General features: G+C 64.8%; 17 protein-coding genes and 3 pseudogenes. 4 read left to right on the forward strand and 16 right to left on the reverse strand.

Annotated elements, in window-relative coordinates; all coding sequences use genetic code 11:
- Positions 1 to 70: 70 nt before the first annotated feature.
- Entirely contained in the window at positions 71 to 316 is a 246-nt protein-coding gene (locus EKK97_RS17140; protein WP_159553710.1) for a DUF1127 domain-containing protein, read from the reverse strand.
- A 110-nt stretch (positions 317 to 426) separates the two neighbouring features.
- Here EKK97_RS17140 and EKK97_RS26280 point away from each other — a divergent pair, with 110 nt between their 5' ends.
- Together EKK97_RS26280 and EKK97_RS26285 are read left to right on the forward strand one after the other, a co-directional pair.
- Positions 427 to 861 carry a LysR family transcriptional regulator gene (locus EKK97_RS26280; RefSeq protein ID WP_479688632.1) on the forward strand — a complete coding sequence of 145 codons (435 nt, stop codon included), beginning with the start codon at positions 427 to 429 and terminating at the stop codon, positions 859 to 861.
- 5 nt (positions 862 to 866) lie between these two features.
- On the forward strand, positions 867 to 1,277 hold the full coding sequence (locus EKK97_RS26285) for a LysR substrate-binding domain-containing protein (RefSeq protein WP_479688644.1): 411 nt from the start codon (positions 867 to 869) through the stop codon (positions 1,275 to 1,277).
- On the opposite strand, the pseudogene msrB reads toward EKK97_RS26285, so the two are convergent.
- From msrB to yrfG, 5 genes and pseudogenes are all read right to left on the reverse strand, one after another.
- A pseudogene (gene msrB / locus EKK97_RS17150) lies at positions 1,270 to 1,772 on the reverse strand (peptide-methionine (R)-S-oxide reductase MsrB). The gene EKK97_RS26285 and the pseudogene msrB sit on opposite strands and share 8 nt — an antisense overlap.
- 110 nt (positions 1,773 to 1,882) lie before the next feature.
- Positions 1,883 to 3,439, reverse strand: a complete 1,557-nt coding sequence (locus EKK97_RS17155; protein ID WP_159553714.1) for a phosphoenolpyruvate carboxykinase — start codon at positions 3,437 to 3,439, stop codon at positions 1,883 to 1,885.
- 308 nt (positions 3,440 to 3,747) lie between these two features.
- Complete coding sequence (hslO, locus tag EKK97_RS17160; protein WP_159553716.1) at positions 3,748 to 4,623, reverse strand: Hsp33 family molecular chaperone HslO; 876 nt, start codon at positions 4,621 to 4,623, stop codon at positions 3,748 to 3,750.
- A gap of 133 nt (positions 4,624 to 4,756) precedes the next feature.
- Positions 4,757 to 5,139, reverse strand: a pseudogene (gene hslR, locus EKK97_RS17165) (ribosome-associated heat shock protein Hsp15).
- Positions 5,132 to 5,845 (reverse strand): GMP/IMP nucleotidase, encoded by a 714-nt coding sequence (yrfG, locus tag EKK97_RS17170; protein ID WP_159553718.1) that lies wholly within the window; start codon positions 5,843 to 5,845, stop codon positions 5,132 to 5,134. The pseudogene hslR and the gene yrfG overlap by 8 nt, the downstream one beginning before the upstream one ends.
- Before the next feature lie 102 nt (positions 5,846 to 5,947).
- On the opposite strand from yrfG, the gene nudE reads away from it, so the two are divergent.
- Positions 5,948 to 6,535 (forward strand): ADP compounds hydrolase NudE, encoded by a 588-nt coding sequence (gene nudE / locus EKK97_RS17175; protein WP_159553720.1) that lies wholly within the window; start codon positions 5,948 to 5,950, stop codon positions 6,533 to 6,535.
- A 13-nt stretch (positions 6,536 to 6,548) separates the two neighbouring features.
- Here the strand turns inward: nudE and EKK97_RS17180 are convergent, their stop codons facing one another.
- From EKK97_RS17180 to EKK97_RS17200, 5 genes and pseudogenes are all read right to left on the reverse strand, one after another.
- Positions 6,549 to 7,637 (reverse strand): oxidoreductase, encoded by a 1,089-nt coding sequence (locus EKK97_RS17180; RefSeq protein ID WP_159553722.1) that lies wholly within the window; start codon positions 7,635 to 7,637, stop codon positions 6,549 to 6,551.
- 73 nt (positions 7,638 to 7,710) lie between these two features.
- Positions 7,711 to 9,555 (reverse strand): dihydroxy-acid dehydratase, encoded by a 1,845-nt coding sequence (gene ilvD, locus EKK97_RS17185; protein WP_159553724.1) that lies wholly within the window; start codon positions 9,553 to 9,555, stop codon positions 7,711 to 7,713.
- A 124-nt stretch (positions 9,556 to 9,679) separates the two neighbouring features.
- Positions 9,680 to 10,225 carry a hypothetical protein gene (locus EKK97_RS17190; protein ID WP_159553726.1) on the reverse strand — a complete coding sequence of 182 codons (546 nt, stop codon included), beginning with the start codon at positions 10,223 to 10,225 and terminating at the stop codon, positions 9,680 to 9,682.
- 23 nt (positions 10,226 to 10,248) lie between these two features.
- Entirely contained in the window at positions 10,249 to 12,060 is a 1,812-nt protein-coding gene (locus tag EKK97_RS17195) for a TRAP transporter permease (RefSeq protein WP_201296907.1), read from the reverse strand.
- Between the two features lie 69 nt (positions 12,061 to 12,129).
- A pseudogene (locus EKK97_RS17200) lies at positions 12,130 to 13,106 on the reverse strand (TAXI family TRAP transporter solute-binding subunit).
- A gap of 137 nt (positions 13,107 to 13,243) precedes the next feature.
- Here EKK97_RS17200 and EKK97_RS17205 point away from each other — a divergent pair.
- The gene (locus EKK97_RS17205) at positions 13,244 to 13,972 is read left to right on the forward strand and encodes an SDR family NAD(P)-dependent oxidoreductase (protein WP_159553728.1); all 729 of its coding nucleotides are present in this window, start codon (positions 13,244 to 13,246) and stop codon (positions 13,970 to 13,972) included.
- 51 nt (positions 13,973 to 14,023) lie between these two features.
- Here the strand turns inward: EKK97_RS17205 and lon are convergent, their stop codons facing one another.
- From lon to thiL, 5 genes are all read right to left on the reverse strand, one after another.
- A complete protein-coding gene (gene lon / locus EKK97_RS17210; protein ID WP_159553730.1) occupies positions 14,024 to 16,459 on the reverse strand; it encodes an endopeptidase La in 2,436 nt (811 codons plus the stop codon).
- Positions 16,460 to 16,573: 114 nt separating this feature from the next.
- A complete protein-coding gene (locus EKK97_RS17215) occupies positions 16,574 to 17,461 on the reverse strand; it encodes a DUF945 family protein (protein ID WP_236551267.1) in 888 nt (295 codons plus the stop codon).
- On the reverse strand, positions 17,371 to 17,811 hold the full coding sequence (locus tag EKK97_RS24945) for a hypothetical protein (RefSeq protein ID WP_236551268.1): 441 nt from the start codon (positions 17,809 to 17,811) through the stop codon (positions 17,371 to 17,373). Before EKK97_RS24945 ends, EKK97_RS17215 begins: the two co-directional genes overlap by 91 nt.
- Positions 17,812 to 17,871: 60 nt before the next feature.
- Positions 17,872 to 18,345, reverse strand: coding sequence for a phosphatidylglycerophosphatase A family protein (locus tag EKK97_RS17220; protein ID WP_159553732.1), 474 nt, complete (start codon positions 18,343 to 18,345; stop codon positions 17,872 to 17,874).
- Complete coding sequence (gene thiL / locus EKK97_RS17225) at positions 18,342 to 19,295, reverse strand: thiamine-phosphate kinase (protein WP_159553734.1); 954 nt, start codon at positions 19,293 to 19,295, stop codon at positions 18,342 to 18,344. The genes EKK97_RS17220 and thiL overlap by 4 nt, the downstream gene beginning before the upstream one ends.
- Positions 19,296 to 19,297: the final 2 nt, after the last annotated feature.

The raw sequence follows: 19,297 nt of genomic DNA on the forward strand, positions 1-19,297 counted from the left end.
ACTTCCTTGGTATTGCGACAACGAAAGATCGCGCCAAGGTACCACAAACGCCACGCCGTCGCCGCCGCGATCAGCGACGCCAGCCGATGTCGTCCCAGAAATGGCGGCGGCTCTCACGCTGGGCCTGCTCTCGCGTCAGCCCGACATCTCGCAACAGCTCGTCAGGCAGCGTCTGCAGCTGGCTGCGCTCGCGGCGCAGCTGCATCAGGTGCCGCACTCTAGCCAGCCCTGTCCCGAGAAGGGAGAAGTAGGCATGGCTCTCCCGCTCATTGCCCGTTACGGCACAGCAAGAGTCATTGCAGCTGGCGGCTCTCATGGGAACTTCCTCCGGTTCATGGCGATAGGAGGCAGTGTCGATGAGCCACTTGAATCAATCCAACAAATAGTTATTATGCAATACATCACCACAGATGATGGAAAGCCGCCATGTTGCATACCATCGATCATGAGTTGCTGCGTACCTTCGTCGCCATCGTCGATCATGGCGGCTTTACCCGTGCGGCCCAGGCGGTCAACCGCACCCAGTCGGCGGTCAGCATGCAGATCAAGCGGCTCGAAGAGGACGTGATCCAACGCCCGCTGTTCGAGCGCCAGGGGCGTCAGATGCATCTGACCAGCGAGGGCACCACGTTGCTCGGCTATGCCCGCCGCATCCTCGACCTGCAAGGCGAGGCGCTCAACAAACTGCGCAAGCCGGACATGGTCGGCCGGGTGCGGATCGGGGTGCCCGACGATTTCGTCATGCGCTTCCTGCCCGGGATTCTCAAATCCTTTTCCCAGACCTGGCCGCTGGTCGACGTCGAAGTGCAGTGTGCCCCCTCGTCGGAGCTGCTCGGCGCCAGCAGGGCAGCCTCGACTTGAGCATCGTGACCCGCGAGGTAGGCCAGGAGATCGGTACCATCCTGCGTCGCGAGGAGACCGTGTGGGTCGTGGCGGAAAGCCATGCCGTACATCGTCAGTCGCCGTTGCCGCTGGCGCTGTTCGAAGAGCCCTGCTTCTGCCGGCGCCATGCCTGCAATGCCCTGACCCGCGCCGGGCGTCAGTACCGCATCGCCTACTCGAGCCCGAGCCTGGCCACCCTGCAGGCGGTGGTGGGCGCGGGCCTTGCCGTCTCGGCACTGATGAAGAGCCTGGTCACGCCGGGCATGCGCATTCTCGACGAGGCGGACGGCTTCCCGCCGCTGCCGGCCGGCTCCATCGTGTTGCTGCGCTCACCCGAGGCAACGTCCCCCGCGGTGGACGGCCTGGCGCGGCACATCGTGGAAGGGTTCAGGTAGTCGTCGGCACGAAGGTCAGCGCCAGTCCGTTGTTGCACCAGCGCAGCCCGGTGGGCTCGGGTCCGTCGCTGAAGACGTGGCCCTGGTGGCCACCACAGCGGGCGCAGTGGTACTCGCGCCGCGGCCAGAGCAGGCTGAAGTCAAGCTGGCTGAGCAGATGCCCTTCGACATGCTCGAAGAAGCTTGGCCAGCCGGTGCCGGAGTCGTACTTCATGGTGCTCTCGAACAGCAGCAGGTCGCAGCCGGCGCAACGGTACTCGCCTTCGCGCCACTCCTTGTCCAGCGGACTCGAGAATGGCGGCTCGGTGCCATGATCGCGCAGGATCTCGAACTGCTCGGGCGTAAGGCGCTCGCGCCACTCGTCGCGTGACAGCTCGAGGCGCTCGAGACCGGGTGCCGCCTCCAGCGACAGTCTAGGGAATCCCCAGCCGAGGCCGGGTACCAGCCCCGCGGCCCCACCGACCCCAGCAGCCCCAGGAAAAGACGTCGTTTCATTGGACCCTCCCACCTGGTCAGTCAGCCGACATGCCAGGCCCACAACGCGAACGGGGAAGAGGCTTGCGCCTCTTCCCCGTTCAGACCGCCGCGGCAACCGCGGGTTCACCTCAGGTCAGGCTGGGCCCGGCCTTGACGATAGCCTCGCTGACACCTTCGAACTTCTTGAAGTTGTCGACGAACTTGGCCGCCAGGTCACTGCGCTTGCGGTCGTAGGCAGCCTTGTCTTCCCAGGTCTCGCGCGGATCGAGCAGGCTCGAGTCGACGCCGGGCACCGATACCGGCACGTCCAGGTTGAGCCCTTCGATACGCTTGGTCTCGATCTCGCGCAGCACGCCGGACTGGATGGCGCTGATGATGGCGCGCGTGGTGGGAATGGAGAAGCGCGAGCCGCCCTCGCCGTAGGAACCGCCGGTCCAGCCGGTGTTGACCAGGTAGACCTGGGCGTCCTTGGCCTCGACGCGCTTGATCAGCAGGTCGGCGTAGACGCGAGCCGGACGCGGGAAGAACGGCGCGCCGAAGCAGGTGGAGAAGGTCGCCGAGAGGCCTTCGGAGGAGCCCATCTCGGTGGAACCCACCTTGGCGGTGTAGCCGGAGAGGAAGTGATAGGCAGCCGCTTCCTTGGACAGCACCGACACCGGCGGCAGCACGCCGGACATGTCGCAGGTCAGGAAGATGATCGCGTTGGGCTCGCCGGCACGGTTCTCCGGCACCCGCTTGTCGACGTGCTCCAGCGGATAGGCAGCGCGCGAGTTCTGGGTCAGGCTGTCGTCGGTGTAGTCGGGCTCGCGACGGTCGTCGAGCACCACGTTCTCAAGCACGGTACCGAACTTGATGGCGTTCCAGATCACCGGCTCGTTCTTCGCCGAGAGGTCGATACACTTGGCGTAGCAACCGCCCTCGACGTTGAACACGGTGCCGGGACCCCAGCCGTGCTCGTCGTCGCCGATCAGGTAGCGCGCCGGATCGGCGGAGAGCGTGGTCTTGCCGGTACCTGACAGGCCAAAGAACAGCGCAGTCTCGCCATCCTCGCCGACATTGGCACTGCAGTGCATGGGCAGCACGTCGGAGGCCGGCAGCAGGAAGTTCTGCACCGAGAACATGGCCTTCTTCATCTCGCCAGCGTAGCGCATGCCGGCGATCAGCACTTTCTTCTGGGCGAAGTTGAGGATCACGCAGCCATCGGAGTTGGTGCCGTCACGATCCGGCTCGCAAACGAAGAACGGCGCATTGAGAATCGTCCACTCGGCCTTGGCCGAAGGATTGTAGCCTTCGGGACGTACGAACATGGTACGACCGAACAGGTTGTGCCAGGCCGTCTCGGTGGTGACCCGCACCGGCAGGTAGTGGGTCGGGTCGCTGCCCACGTGGAGTTCGGAAACGAAGCGCTCACCGCTGTTTAGATAGTCCTCGACACGCGCCCAGAGAGCGTCGAACTTACCGGCATCGAAGGGGCGGTTGACGCTGCCCCAATCGATCTCGTCGGTGGTAGAGGGCTCGTCGACGATGAAGCGGTCCTTGGGCGAGCGGCCGGTGCGCAGGCCCGTGTTCACCACCAGGGCGCCATTGGCGGCCAGGTGGCCTTCTCCGCGTGCCACGGCACGCTCAATGAGCTCGGCGCTGCTGAGATTGACGTGTGCTTGAGGAGCGGCTTGGGATGTGGTCATGTCGTTTCCTGGGCCTTGCGGCCGGTTCTCTCTCGTGTGCCAGGCGTCCGTACGCCGTTGCATTGTGTTTCCGATCGTCCGTGTGCGGATGCTTGCCGTCTTGTAATGCGGCGATCGGCCCTTAGGCGGGCGCCATTATGGCAAAAAGGGCGCCGTCAGGAAACGGGAACTTTGACCGAAGTTCATGTAGTTTTACTACTACATCGAGACATATCGCCGCAGGTTGAAGCCCATCAAACTTGTGCACCGCAGCATTGCGCAGCGATGGACGAGACGACTTATCGCCTCGCCCATCCTGTCAGTAACGTTCAGTGCAGCACCGGCGGCGGCCCACCCTGGGCATGCAGCAGCGCCTCGATCTCGTTTTCCGGGAAACGATAGCGGGTGTGGCAGAAGTGGCACTGGGTCTCGATCTCACCCTGCTCGGCCAACACGCCACGCAGTTCGTCAGCGCCCAGGGTGAGCAGGGCATCGCCGATACGCTCCCGCGAGCAGGTGCAGCCGAAGCGCAACGGCTTGGGCTCGAAGACCCGCACCGTCTCTTCGTGATAGAGCCGGTGCAGCAGTTCGCGCTGCTCGAGCCCCAGCAATTCCTCGGTGCGCAAGGTACGGGCCAGTTGCACGGTGCGCTCCCAGGCATCCTCGTCCTGGTTCTGCGACTCATCCGGCAAACGCTGCAGCAGCAAGCCGCCGGCGCGCTCGTCATCGGCGCGCAACCACAGTTGGGTGGGCAACTGCTCGGACTGTGAGAAGTAGGCCTCGAGACAGCCGGCCAGGCTATCCTGGTCGAGTGCCACGATGCCCTGGTAGCGATTGCCCTCGCGCGGGTCGAGCGTGATCACGATATGGCCGTCGCCGACGAGATCGCGGAAATTCGCCTCGCCTTCGGGCAACGTGGCATCTTCCGCCAGGCGGGCAATGGCACGCAGTTCGCCGCCGGGGTTGGACTCGGCCATCAGCAGCGAGAGCTCGCCCTGGCCGCGCACCTCAATGCTGAGAATGCCGTCGAGCTTGACGGTATCGGTGAGCAGCGCCACCGCTGCCAGCAGCTCCCCCAACAGGCGGTTGACGGCAGGCGGGTAGCCATGACGGTCCAGTACCTCACCATAGGTACGCTGAAGGGTAACGATCTCGCCACGCACGTTGGTGCGCTCGAACAGGAAACGCTGGATCTGGTCAGTCATGAAATTTGTCTATCCATAAATGAAGGCTTCGGGCTTCGGGCTTCGGGCTTCGAGCTTCGGGCTTCGGGCTTCGGCAGCCAGCTTGATTTTCTGCCCGTGGCTCGCTGCTCGTGGCTCGCAGTTGCCCGAAGAGCTACTCACCCTGGCGCTGGAAACGCTGGATGTCGCGTCGCTGTTTCTTGTCGGGACGCTTGAGCGGGTGCTGCATGGCCTGATTGGTCAATCGCCGGCCTTCGGCCTCGTGCGCCCGGCGCTCGGCGCTTTCGGCTGTCTCACGATAGAGTTCGCGGGCCTCCGGTGCGCCGCGGCGCTGGTCGGAGAGCGCCACGACCTCCACCTCCCACACGTCCCAGCCTTGGGTACGCGAATCAGTGCCCCCACTTCCACGTTCTTGCTGGTCTTGGCCCGAGCCCCGTTGTAGTGCACCTTGCCACCCTCGATGGCCTTCTTGGCCAGGGCCCGTGTCTTAAAAAAACGGGCCGCCCATAGCCACTTGTCGAGTCGTACGCTATCCAATCTCGCTGCCCTCCTCGCCGTGCAGACCTTTGTCTCTACGTACCTCCGAGGGTAGCCCCTCAGGCAGGATCGTGGCGAAGCGGTCGAGGGCGATGAACTCCTTGAGTTCCTTTTCCGGCTGCGTGCTGTCGGGCTGCTTGATGCCAAGCAGATAGCGGATACCGAATTCTCGGGCGCTTTCCAGCACCTCGGGATTGTCATCGATGAACAGGGTACGTGCCGGATCGAAGGGCTCGAGGTCCTGCAGCGCGAACCAGAACTCCTGGGCCTCCTTGGGTACGCCAAGGTCGGCCGAGGAGACGATGGCATCCAGATAACGCTCGAGCCCGGTGAGTGGCAGCTTGAGTTCGAGGCTTTCGCGGTCGGCATTGGTCGCCAGCACCACCCTGGGGTGGGCCTTGTGCAACCACTTGAGGAAGTCCAGCGCATCGCCGCGCAGGCCGATCAGATGCTGGATCTCGCGCTTGAGCGCCACGATGTCCACGCCCAGCTCGCGGCTCCAGTAGGCCAGGCTGTACCAGTTCAGCGTGCCCCGCTCGCGCAGTATGCGCGCGCGGATCTGCTCCTGCGTGGCCTCGTCGAGACGATGCAGTTCAACGTAGCGTCGCGGCAGGTGCTCCAGCCAGAAGTGGCTATCGAAATGCAGGTCAAGCAACGTGCCGTCCATGTCCAGCAGAACGGTATCGATGGCGCGCCAGTCGATCATGACGACTCCCGGTGGCGTCTGTGCGATGGAAGGCGTGGTATTGTACTCAATGGATATCGCCAGCGCATTCCCGGCAGCCCGCCCGCACGAAACGGAGCCTTCATGTCCGAGAAACGACCCTTACAGAGACCCCAGGTACTGTCACGTCAGTCCGTGGCCCGCAGCCGTCTATTCCATATCGAGTCGCTGGAACTACGCTTCGCCAATGGCGCCGAACGCACCTTCGAGCGCCTGACCGGCAGCGACCAGGGCGCGGTGATGATCATCGCCATGCCCGACCCGGATCACGTGTTGCTGATTCGCGAGTACGCCGCGGGCTTCGAGGATTACGTGCTCACCCTGCCCAAGGGGTTGGTGGATCCGGGCGAGGACATCGTCACCGCGGCCAACCGCGAGTTGATGGAGGAGTGCGGTTTCGGCGCCCGGCGCATCGAGCCGCTGGTGGAGCTATCGCTGGCGCCCAACTACATGCGTCACCGCATGCAGGTATTGCTCGCCACGGACCTCTACCCCAAGCGTCTGCCCGGCGACGAACCCGAGCCGCTGGTAGTCGAAACTCACGCACTGGAGGAGCTGCCGGCCCTGCTGATGCGCGACGACTTCCACGAGGCACGAGCCATTGCCGCACTATTCATCGCCCGCGACACCCTGCGTGAGCGCCGTGGCAAGGAGGCCCCGCTGAGCTGGTAGCGCGCCGCTCCGCTCACCCGTGACGATGCAGCTGACGCAGGTTGCCGTTGCCCTCCTTGAGGCGAATCCAGCGATTCTGGCGGTAGCTGTCCAGCCCCGCCTCCAGCAGGGTCATGACCTCGATGCCCTCCTCCACGCTGACCGGTACCGGAGCCTTGCCCGAGAGCGCATCGACGAGGCCGGCATAGTAGGCCAGGTAGTCGCCGGGAAGCCCCGGGTACTCGCGTGTCGTCAGCTTCGCTTCGTCGCCTTCCGCAAGCACCGTCAACTGCCCGGGATTCGGGTCGATGCCCCAGTCGCGGAAGGGAGTGCGCCCGTCCCGCAGCCAGTTCTCCTGCGGATCGCGGCCATACTTGACGAAACTGCCTCGGGTACCGTGAAGGGCCTGTTGCGGTGTCGACTCGGCCACCAGCGAGCTGGCGCGCAGGGTTACCCTGAGGGTGTCGTAATCCAACAAAGCATGGAATTCATCGTCCACTTCGGCGCCATCCCGTGCCGCCATCAGGTCGAGCAGGATCGCTCGTGGCATGCCGAACAGCGTCCTGGCCTGATCGAGCAAATGCGAACCCAGGTCGTACCAGATCCCGCTACCGGGCTTGTGTTGCTCGCGCCAGCGATCGGCCACCTTCGGCCGAAAGCGGTCGAAGCGCAGTTCCAGCGATACCGTGCGCCCCAGGGTGCCGGCTTCGTGCAGCTCCTGAAGGGTGCGGAAATCGCTATCCCAACGCCGGTTGTGGAACACGCTGAGAAGACATTCCGTCTTGTCGGCTTCGGCCTTGAGCAGCCGAGCCTCCGACAGTGACACGGTGAACGGCTTGTCGATCACCACATGCTTGCCGGCCGCGAGCGCTGCCTTGGCCAGTGGGTAGTGGGTCTCATTGGGGCTGGCAATCACGACCAGGTCGATCTCCGGCATGGAGAACAGCGCCGCTGCCTTGGGCAACACCTCGACCTCGGGCAGCGCTTCATGCACTCGCTCGGGCGAGCTGCTGACCACGGCCAGCAGTTCCAGTCCAGGCGTGGCCTGGATCAGCGGGGCGTGAAAGATACGGCCGGCCGTGCCGAAGCCGATCAGGCCGACGCCGAAGGTCTGCTTGCGCATGTCGTCGTTCCTTCTTGCTGCATGAAAGAGGGCCCGGCATGACGAACCGGGCCAGGCCCGGTTCGTCGCAACGTCAGTCGAGCTTGGAGAGGTCGCGCACCGCCCCCTTGTCGGCGGAGGTGGCCAGCAGTGCATAGGCCTTGAGCGCCGCCGAGACCTTGCGCACGCGCTGGATGCTCGGCTTCCAGGCATCGTCGCCGCGCGCCTCTTCGGCTTCGCGCCGCGCTGCCAGTTCGGCGTCGGAGAGTTTGACGTCGATACGGCGGTTGGGGATATCGATACGAATCATATCGCCCGAACGCACCAGACCGATGGCGCCACCCGCTGCTGCCTCAGGCGAGACGTGACCGATGGAGAGGCCGGAGGTACCGCCGGAGAAGCGCCCGTCGGTGAGCAGTGCACACGCCTTGCCCAGCCCCTTCGACTTGAGATAGGAGGTAGGGTAGAGCATCTCCTGCATGCCGGGTCCGCCCTTCGGCCCTTCATAGCGGATGACGACGACGTCGCCCTCCTTCACCTGGCCGGCCAGGATGTGCTCCACCGCCTGGTCCTGGGACTCGACCACATGAGCCGGCCCTTCGAACACCAGGATAGAGTCGTCGACGCCGGCAGTCTTCACCACGCAGCCGTCCATGGCAATGTTGCCGTAGAGGACCGCAAGCCCCCCCTCCTTCGAGAAGGCATGCTCGAGGTCGCGGATGCAGCCAGTGGCACGATCGCCGTCGAGGCTCGGCCAACGAGCGCTCTGGGAGAACGCCACCTGGGTCGGCACGCCGCCGGGGCCGGCCTTGTAGAACTCCACCACCTCGGGGCTCGGGTTGCGCATGATGTCCCACTCGTCCAGGGCGTCCTTGAGGGTATCGCCGTAGACCGTGGGCACGCGGGTATCGAGCACGCCGGCCCGGTCGAGCTCGCCGAGGATCGCCATGATGCCGCCGGCACGGTGCACGTCCTCGATGTGGTATTTCTGGGTGTTGGGCGCCACCTTGCACAGCTGCGGCACCTCCCGCGAGAGGCGGTCGATGTCAGCCATGGTGAAGTCGAGTTCGGCCTCCTGCGCGGCAGCCAGCAGGTGCAGGATGGTGTTGGTGGAACCACCCATGGCGATGTCCAGCGTCATGGCGTTCTTGAACGCGGCCAGCGAACCGATGGCACGCGGCAGCAGGTGCGCCTCTTCACCTTCGTAGTAGCGCTTGGCCAGCTCGACGATGCGATGCCCGGCGGTTTCGAACAGCCGGCGGCGATCGGCATGGGTGGCCACCACGGTGCCATTGCCCGGCAGGGCCAGGCCCAGCGCTTCGGTCAGACAGTTCATCGAATTGGCGGTGAACATGCCCGAGCAGCTGCCGCAGGTAGGACAGGCGCTGCGCTCGACCTCGGCCAAGGTGGCGTCGTCCACCGAGTCGTCGGCAGCCATGACCATGGCGTCGACCAGGTCGAGCCCATGGTCGATCAGCTTGGTCTTGCCCGCCTCCATGGGTCCGCCGGAGACGAAGATGGTGGGGATGTTGAGCCGCATGGCGGCCATCAGCATTCCCGGGGTGATCTTGTCGCAGTTGGAGATGCACACCAGGGCATCGGCGCAGTGGGCGTTGACCATGTACTCGACGCTGTCGGCGATGATGTCACGGCTCGGCAGCGAGTAGAGCATGCCATCGTGGCCCATGGCGATACCGTCGTCCACGGCGATGGTGTTGAACTCCTTGGCCACCCCGCCGGCCTTCTCGATCTCCCTCGCCACCAGTTGGCCCATGTCCTTGAGATGCACGTGCCCAGGCACGAACTGGGTGAAGGAGTTGGCCACGGCGATGATCGGCTTGTGGAAGTCTTCGTCCTTCATGCCGGTGGCGCGCCACAGGGCGCGGGCGCCGGCCATGTTGCGGCCGGCCGTGGTGGTACGGGAGCGATATTCGGGCATGGTGTCCTCTTGATGCGCAGTTAGGCGCTATGCGTTTCTCATGCCGTCTCTACCACCCATGGGCGGCGACGGTCTAGGTATGGTGTATGACCGATTCTGTCATGCGCGAGCCGAGGCGGCTAGATTAGATTAATAGAGGGCTATCGTTGGCTAACGGCTCGGTGCCATACAACACCCAGACGTCCAGTGCCGGGCCCAGGTCCTCGACCAGGCGCAGCTTGTCGGGATGATCCTCGAGCGTTTGCCGGGCGCAGATGCCCGCCTCGAAGCGGCCTTCCAGCAAGCCCTCGGCCACCGCCACCGTGGTGGGCGCATCGATCTCTTCGCTGAAACCCGAGAGATCGGTGTAGTAGCGAGTGGCCGGCTGGCGCGCCACCTGGCGCGGCGTGGCGACATCGCAGCGCGCCAGCAGCACCAGCGGATGGCTGCCGGCAACGAAGGCATCCACCGGAAAGGCGCGATGCATGTAGCGTCCCACGCAGTCGGCATGACTGAAGTGAGCCGTGCACTGCAGCACCCTATCCACTTCGCCCGCCACCAGCGCCGCAAACATCGCATGGAAGTCCTCGAACAGCCTCACCTGCGCATCGGCAAGCCCACGAGCGTCGAGATAGCGGCGCAGCACCAGCACATGGTTGTTTCCTTCGGGGCCTAGCGTGGCAACGATCATCTCACTTCTCCCAAGGGCTCATCTCAAAAAGCGAAGATCACCAGCGCGCCGGCCACCACCAGTAACACCCGCAGCCACGCTGCGCGCCGCGCGATCACCCCGTAGGAGATGGCGACGAGGCCCAAGGCGATCTTGAGCGCATCGAAGATTGCCCAGAACGGATCGAAGGCCAGGCGGATCACATCGGGATTGGCAACCATGGCCAGCGGGATGATGTAGAGCCCGATGCCCAACGCCATGGCTTTCATCGCCACCTTGAGCCAGTTCTCCCCGACCATGCCGGCGGCGATGAATACCCCGCCGCACACCGGCGGGGTGATGGTCGAGAGCAGCGCGAACCAGAACACGAAGAGATGGGCCAGCAGTGGCTCGAGCCCCAGCGCGGTGAGCGCAGGTCCCGCCACCGACACGCAGATCACATAGGCGGCCGTGGTCGGTACCTCCATGCCCAGCACCAGGCAGGCCAGCGCCGTGAGCAACAGCGCCGGCCACAGCATCTCGTTGGAGAGCGACAGGATTCCGGAGGTAATCTTGACCCCGAGCCCGGTCAGCGACAGAACGCCGATCACCAGCGAAGCGCAGATGATGATGGCGCCGATCACCGCCACCTGGCGTCCGGCGGTGACCACCGCCTCGGCCATGCGCGAGGTGAAGCCGCGTGCCGAGAAGGCAAGCGTCACGTCGAAGAACAGCAGCAGCATGCCAGCGAAGATGGCGATGCTCGCCGCGTACTGCGGCGTATAGCCGCCGAGGAAGATACGTTCCAGCAGCAGCACGAAGGGCACGGCAAAGAACAGCGAGGTGATCGCCACTTCCTTGCTGCTAGGCTGGTCGGCTGCCGCCATGGGTCGCAGGTCGTGACGGGTGGCGTAGGCGTTGATGCCCATCCACACGGTGGCGAAGTAGAGGATCGCCGGCAATAGCGCAGCGGCCATGATCTGGGTGTAGGGCGTGCCGGTGAGCTCCACCATGACGAAGGCGCCCGCCCCCATCAACGGCGGCATGATCTGCCCACCCGAGGAAGCCACCGCCTCGACACCCCCGGCCAGGGTGCGCGGGTAGCCCAGCCTCACCATGGAGGGAATGGTGATGGCCCCGGTGGAGGCCACGTTGGCCGAGGCGGACCCCGAGATCGACCCCATCAGCGCCGAGGAGATCACCGAGACCTTGGCCGCCCCACCGGTCAGGCGTCCGGCAAAGGCGCTGGCCATGTTCATGAAGCCGCGCCCCGCCTCACCGGCGTTGAGCACCGCGCCGAAGATAACGAAGATCGCCACCACGCCGACGCTCACTCCGGTAAGCGAGCCCCACAGGCCGCTCTCGGCGATGGTCAGGGTGCCGACGAAGCTCTGCATCGGCAGCCCCGGATGGCCGAACTGGCCGGGGATGTGCTCACCGAACACCGCGTAGGCCAGCGCCGCTACCGCTACCAGTGGCAGCGGCCAGCCAATCGCCCGGCGTGCCGTCTCCAGGGTCAGCACGATCAGGAACACACCCAGCAACATCTGGAAGTCATTGTCGATAAAGCCGTATTGGTTGGCCAGGGCTTCTTCATTGAAAGCAATATAGCCGCAGGCGGCGATACCGAGCACGGTCAACAGCCAGCCACTCCAGCGCTCGTAAGGAGTGCGAGCGGAAAAGATCAGAATCCAGGGCAGCGCCAGGGCCATGTGGATGGGCCGGCTGACCAGCGCCGGCGTCAGGCCGTAGAAGATCAGCCCCAGGTGAAAGACCACCGTGACCGCACCGAGGAGCATCCAGGCGGGATGGATGCGCGGCACATCATGACCGACGGCCGAGCCGGCCAACGGTGAAGAGGAAGAAGTCGATAGCATAAAATGCAGGGATGCCTTGCGACCGCAGCGGGGGCATCCTTGCCCCGACTGTCAGCCGTGATTTACGGATTAGCGCAGCTCGTCGGGAATCTCGATGCCGGCTTCGTCGTAGTAGCGCACGGCTCCCGGGTGCAGAGTGCCGGCGATGTTGCCGATCATGTCGTGGGTGATGCTGCCCCACCAGGCGGTCTCCTCGGCCATGGCATCGCGCCGCTCCCAGAAAGTCTTGGTCAGGGTGTAGGCGGTATCATCGTCCATGCCGGTGGTGGTATAAGCGATCACCGGCAACGAGGTGGTCTGCACGTCCTGGTCGACGCCAGAATAGGTGCCGGCGGGAATGGTCTGGCGTGCTGCGCCGGTCTGCTCGATCTGCTCGTCGGTGAGGCTGACCAGGCTGATCGGCATGCTGGCGGCGGTCTCGATCACGTTGGGCGTGGGGAACGAGCTCGCCGTGACGAAGGCATCGATCTGGCCGTTCTTGAGCGCATCGGGACCGCTGCCGATCTCGGCATTGGCCACGCGCACCTTGTCCAGCATGTCGAACAGCTCCAGATAGCGCTCCGCCTCACGGGCGCCAAAGGTGCCGCGGCCGATGAGGATATGCTTGTCCTCCAACTCCTCCAGGCCAATCACACCCTCGTCGCCGGCTACCACGAAGTGCATGGTGATGGCGGGAATCGGGAACAGGCCACGAATCTCCTGGAAGCGGGGATTCTGACGCTCGGCGAAGGGGCCCTCGCCGGCCATGGCCTGGTCGACCAGCCCCGGCGGCGTGGTGAAGACGTAGTTGCCCTGGCGCGCCATGACCTCCATGACGTTCTGCACCGAGCCCTGGCTCTCTTCCAGGGTCAGTACGATCTCGCCCTCGGTACCCCGGCGGATCGCCTCGGAGAGCTCGACCCCATCTGGTAGTAGGCGGTCCCCGCCGAGGCGGACTTGTAGGTGACCCGGGTCTCGGCCTGGGCGGACAGTGCAGTGGCGCCTAATGCTACAGCCGTAGCCGAGGCCAGCAGGGTACGAGTGAAGGCGAGCTTGCGGTTTGGCATCGGTCTCTCCGTTTCGGCGTCCAGCATCGCTGCGCGATGACATGTGTCTTGTTGTGGTGGTCGATTCGTTATAAAGAAATGTCGTTCAAACGTCTATAATGCCGATTTTTTCAACCGAAGCATACCTAGGACAAGACATGCGAATCACGGCCGTACTGGGCGCCACCGGGGGAATCGGCAGCGCTGTCGTCGCCAAGATGATAGCGGCGGGTGACTTCGTCTACCTGCTGGATCACGCAAGCGCGGAAGCGCGAGCCAGCGCTCTGCTCAATGAATGGCCGGAGCAATCTGCCTTCATTGCCTGCGACCTGACCCAGCCGGCTAGCATTGAGGCGGCATTTACCCGTATCGCGGCGCATGGCGCAGGCCTGGATGCCTGCATCAATGCCGCCGGCGTGATCCGCCGGGGGCGCTTCGTCGAGGTGACAGCCGAAGAACTCGGGGAGATGCTGACGATCAACGTCAACGGGGCCTACCAGGCACTGCAGGCTGCCGCCCGATTGATGATGGTCGGTGGCGGTGGCCGTATCGTCATCCTCGCCTCGGCCCACGGCCTGCGTACCACCAGCGAGCGTTCGGCCTATGCCATGTGCAAGGGCGCCATGTTGGCGCTCACCCGCGCCCTGGCGGTGGAACTCGGCCCCCACGGCATCCTGGTCAACGCCGTAGCCCCGGGGCCGGTCAGCGTGGGCATGCAGGATGCCGAGTCCGAATCGCGGCGGCGCTGGCAGGCAGCGACACCGCTCGGCCGGGTGGCCGAAGCCGGCGAGGTGGCCCGGGCAGTGGCCTTCCTCGCCGGCGCCGAAAACACCTTCGTCAGCGGCGAGACGCTGGTGGTTGATGGCGGAGCCAACGTCTCGATGTAGGGAAACGCTGCACAATTTGCACAGCGCTCCCATGGCGCCACCAGGCCGGTTTCAGATACCGAATGCCACCTTTGCCACGTCGCGATAGCGTTTGGCGAAATGCACCGTCATGCCCTTCTTGAGGAAGTCCGGCAGCTCGTCGTAATCGCGGCGGTTGGCTTCGGGCAGGATCACCTCGAAGATCTTGCTGCGCCGGGCGGCAATGATCTTCTCGCGAATCCCGCCTACTGGCAGCACCTGGCCGGTCAGCGTCAGCTCACCGGTCATCGCCAGCGGCCGGTCGATGCCCTGATGCCGCGCCAGCGACAGCAGCGCCGTGGTCATGGTCACCCCCGCCGAGGGGCCATCCTTGGGCGTTGCCCCCTCGGGCACATGCAGGTGGACGAAGGCCGAGTCGAAGAAGTCGGCATCGACGCCGTACTCGGCCAGATGTCCCAGCGCGTAGCTGTAGGCAATGTTGGCCGACTCCTGCATCACCTCGCCGAGCTTGCCGGTGAGCTTGAAGCCGCGTGACAGAGCGTGCACCTTGCCCGCCTCGATGGGCAACGTGGCGCCGCCCATGGCGGTCCAGGCCAGGCCGGTGACCACCCCCTCACCCTTGAGCACCTGCTCCTGGCGGAACAGCGGAGCACCGAGATACTCTTCCAGGTTCTTGACCGAGATACGCACCGAGGCCTGATCGCCTTCGAGCAGCTTGACCGCGGCCTTGCGCACGATGCTGTGCAGCTGCTTCTCGAGTTGGCGCACGCCAGCCTCGCGGGCATAGCCTTCGATCACCTGGCGCAGCGCCGCGTCGGTAAGATTGATGCGCTTGCGCGGGATCCTGTCGCGCTCGAGCAGCTTGGGCCAGAGATGATGCTTGGCGATCGCCATCTTCTCCTCGGCGATGTAGCCTGACAGACGAATCTGCTCCATGCGGTCGAGCAGCGGCCCGGGAATCGAATCGAGGGTGTTGGCGGTGCACACGAACAGCACCTTGGACAGGTCCAGACGCACGTCGAGATAGTGGTCGAGGAAATCGACGTTCTGTTCGGGGTCGAGCACCTCGAGCAGCGCCGAGGCTGGGTCGCCCTGGAATGACTTGCCCAGCTTGTCGATCTCATCGAGCATGATCACCGGGTTCTCGACCTCGACCTCCTTGAGCGCCTGGACCAGCTTGCCCGGCATGGCGCCGATGTAGGTACGGCGATGCCCCTTGATCTCGGCCTCGTCGCGCATGCCGCCCACCGAGAAGCGGTAGAACTCCCGCCCCAGCGCTTCGGCGATGGAACGGCCCACTGAAGTCTTGCCCACCCCGGGTGGGCCGACCAGCAGCAGGATCGAGCCGCCGACGTCGCCCTTGAAGGTGCCCTCGGCGAGGAATTCGATGATGCGCTCCTTGACGTCCTTGAGGCCGTCGTGGTCGCGGTCGAGCACCGTCCGCGCATGCGCCAGATCGAGCTGATCCTGGCTGCGCACGCCCCATGGCATCGAGGTCAGCCAGTCCAGGTAGTTGCGCGTGGTGCCGTATTCCGGCGAGCCGGTCTCCAACACCGAGAGCTTGTCGAGTTCCTCCTCGATGCGGGTATAGACCTTGGGCGGCACTGTCAGCCCCTCTAGGCGATCACGGAAGGTATCGACGTCGTTCTCGCGATCGTCCTTGGAGATGCCGAGTTCGCGCTGGATCACCTTGAGCTGCTCGCGCAGGAAGAACTCGCGCTGACGCTCTTGCATCTGGGCGTTGACCTGCTCGCTGATCTCGGTCTGCAACTGGGCGACGTCGATCTCCTTGCGCAGCAACGGCAACACCTTCTCCATGCGCGCCAGCACCGGCAGGGTCTCGAGCACGGTCTGCAATTCACGGCCCTTGGCCGAGGTGATGGCGGCGGCGAAGTCGGTCAGGGGGCCTGGCTCATGCGGGCTGAAGCGATTGAGGTAGTGCTTGAGCTCCTCGCCGTAGAGCGGGTTGATCGGCAGCAATTCCTTGATGCCGTTGATGATCGCCATGGCATAGGCGCGGGTCTCGTCCTCGTCGGCCTTGACCGGCTCGCGAGGGTAGCTGACCTCGACCAGGTAGGGCGGCTTCTTCGACAGCCAACGCTGGATGCGGAAACGGCGCAGGCCCTGGGCGATGAACTGCAGCTGCCCCTCTTCGCCGTGAAGCTTATGTACTTTCACCGCGGTGCCGAACTCGGGGAAGTGCTCATGATTCAGCTCTTCCACGGCCGTATCGCCAACGAAGGCCACCCCAAGCGTATGGTGGGGCGTATTGCCGACCCGGCGGATGGTCTCTTCCCAGCGCTCGCGGTTGATCACCAGCGGCTGGACCTGGGCAGGGAAGAAGGGACGATTGTGGATCGGCAGCAGATAGATGCGTTCGGGCAGGTATTCGCTGGCCGGAATCACGGCATTGGCAACTTCATCCACCTCGCCGTCGGAGCCCAGCGTCTCGTCGGAATCCGATCTTGCTTGCTGCAAGTCGCGCTCGTCCTGGTCGTGCTCGTTCATGAAGTCCTCGTCCTGAAGCTGTGAAAGCCGGATGCACACTGCCCTGTGGAATGCGGGCAGCATAGTCGAACTTCAAGTCGCGCGAGCAGCTAAAAGAAGCGATCAGGACAGTGGCTAACGCCATAGAGGCGGCAGCGGACGACTGTTTACCCGCACCTGGCCCCGCCCGATGTCGATCTCGAGCGTGCGGGTATCCAGCGGCAGGCCGAGCCAGAGAGCCACCACGGTGGGCAGCTCGTGCCAGGTGAAATCGCCATCGAGACGCCGCCGCCAGCGCTCCTTGACCGCAGGCTGATCGAAGTCGACCAGGCTGAGCGACTCGAGCCGGCGTCCATCGAAGAACAGCGAGCCATCGACCTGGGCGGACAGGCCGAGCATCGGGCTGTCCAGTTCCAGGCGCTGCAGGTCGAGGCGCGGCGAGTCCTGCAGGACCGCCAGCAGGTAAGGTTCGAGATGGGCCAACAACGCTTCCCGCTTCGTTCCGGTCTGCCCACCGGCGGCCAGCTTGCGCAGCCGCGTCATGGTGGCGCGAATTGCATCGGCATTGAGCCGCGACAGCTCCAGTTCCGTCTGGCCGGTCAGCAGCACTTGCTCGGCGGTATGGATTTCGCCCAGGTCCAGGTCGAGCTGGATGCGAAGCTCCTGGTCGTCCAGCGAGACGCGATTGGCCAGGCGGATGGCAGAGGCATCGAGCTTGAGCTGGGGCTGGTGCCAGGAGAGCGACTCGATCTGCAGGCGATCCTCCTGGGTAAAGGAGTGCGCCCCTTCGGTATAGGCGTACTGGCTGTTGAGGATGGCGGGGCCGATCTCCAGGCGAGCCGCTCCGTCGCTGAGCACCCATGATTGAAGTTGGGCACGCAGGCGCCAGTTGCCCTGCTCGCCGCTGAAGCGCAGCCTGCCGCCTTCGAAGGTCAGCTCCCGTTCCTGCTGGGTGATGCGCAGCGGCGCGAGCTGGATCCCCCCTCGAGGGTACCGCTCAGTACGTGGTAGCGAGCTTCCCACAGGGGCGGAGCCGTGGCCAGCGACTCGCCGAAGAGATGCCTGTTCTCGGGACCATGGCGCAGCATCACCTCACCGTCGAGGTGGGTGCTGAGCACGCCGTGACGCGCCTGGTAGGTCAACTCCAGACGCCAGGCCTGGCCGAAGAGCGGTGCCAGGTGAATGCGTCCGGTCGAAGTCCACCAGCCCTGGTCGACATCCACCCGCTCGATGTCGAGTTCACCTCGCGCTTCCAGGTCGGCCAGCGTACGCGCCATCTCCCGCTCGAACAACCAGCTCGATATGGCCTGCGCCGCCATCCAGGCGAACAGCAATACGACCAGCAACGGGACGATGAGACGTTCCTTGCGCATAGCGTCACCTCCCTGTCGTTAACCCCGCGCTACCCCATTAAATCGAACACGGAACGTAACCTAATGCAACCAGAGCCAGAGGTGCATCGTGCTCCATGCATAGATACCGGCCAGCACGTCGTCGATCATGATGCCGAACCCGCCCGCCACACGCCGGTCGGCCCAGCGGATCGGCCATGGCTTGAAGACATCGAAGATACGAAACAGCACGAAGCCCCACAGCGCCGCTTCCCAGGAGAAGGGCACTGCTGCCATGGTGATCCAGTAACCGACGAATTCGTCCCACACGATGCCGGAGTGATCGTGCACGCCCAGGTCGCGGGAAGTCTTGTCGCACAGCCAGATTCCCACCACAAAGGAAACCGCCACCAGCGACAGGTACCAGCCCAGCGGCAGTTCGGAGAGCAGCCAGTAGAAGGGGATCGCCGCCAGCGTGCCGAAGGTGCCTGGCGCCCAAGGCACGCCGCCGCTACCCAGGCCGAAGGCGAAGAAATGCACCGGGCGCCGCCAGACGCTCTGGGGGCAGCGGTTCATGACTCGCCCCCGTGGAAATGTTGCCAGCCATGGGCGCCACCGATGTCGACTCCCCTCACGCCCGGCTCGGCGCTGACCGTGCCAATCGGAGTCAGGGTCAGCCCCTGCTCCGCCAGACGTCGGCAGGCCTCGTCGAGCCTCTCGCCGGGCAGGCTGACCAGCAGCTCGTAGTCGTCGCCGCCGCACAGCGCGGCGCGATAGGCGGCCTCTTCGCCCAACGCCTCGACCAAGCCCTCCGCCAGCGGCAACGCCTCGGGCTCGAGCCTGGCGCCCACGCCAGACGCCTCGAGGAGGTGTTCGAGGTCGGCCAACAGTCCGTCGGAGATATCAATGGCGGCATGGGCCAGATTGCGCAGCGCCAACCCCGCTGCCAGCCGGGGCTGGGGTTTCAGGTAGCGCTCCAGCAGCGGATGATCGAGATCGCGCTCGCCGCGCTGCCATAGCGCCAGGCCTCCCGCACCGCCACCGAGGCAGCCGGTGACGGCCAGCACGTCACCGTCGCGCGCACCGCTGCGCGTCAGCGCCTCTCCGGGAATGACTTCGCCCATTACCGTGACACCGATGGCAAGTTCACCGCGGGTCACATCGCCGCCCACCAGTGCCGTGCCGCTTGCCTGGCACAGCGAGTGAAAACCATGGGCAAAGTTCGCCAGCCAGGTTTCGTCGTCGTCGCCGAGCGCCAGCGCCATGAGGCACCAACGTGGCTCGGCTCCCATCGCGGCGAGGTCACTCAGGCTCACCGCGAGCGCACGGTGCCCAATCGCCTCGGCAGGCGCATCGGCGGGAAAATGCACGTCGGCAACCGAAGTATCGACACTGACCGCCAAGTGCCGCCCCGGCTGCGGAGCGAGTAGCGCACAGTCGTCGCCCACGCCAAGCGGCACGCCGGCTCGAGCACCGGATGCGGCAGGAGTGAGATAGCGGGCGATCAGTTCGAATTCACTGGCCACCG

Source organism: Billgrantia tianxiuensis, assembly GCF_009834345.1.
Taxonomy (GTDB): Bacteria; Pseudomonadota; Gammaproteobacteria; order Pseudomonadales; family Halomonadaceae; genus Halomonas; species Halomonas tianxiuensis.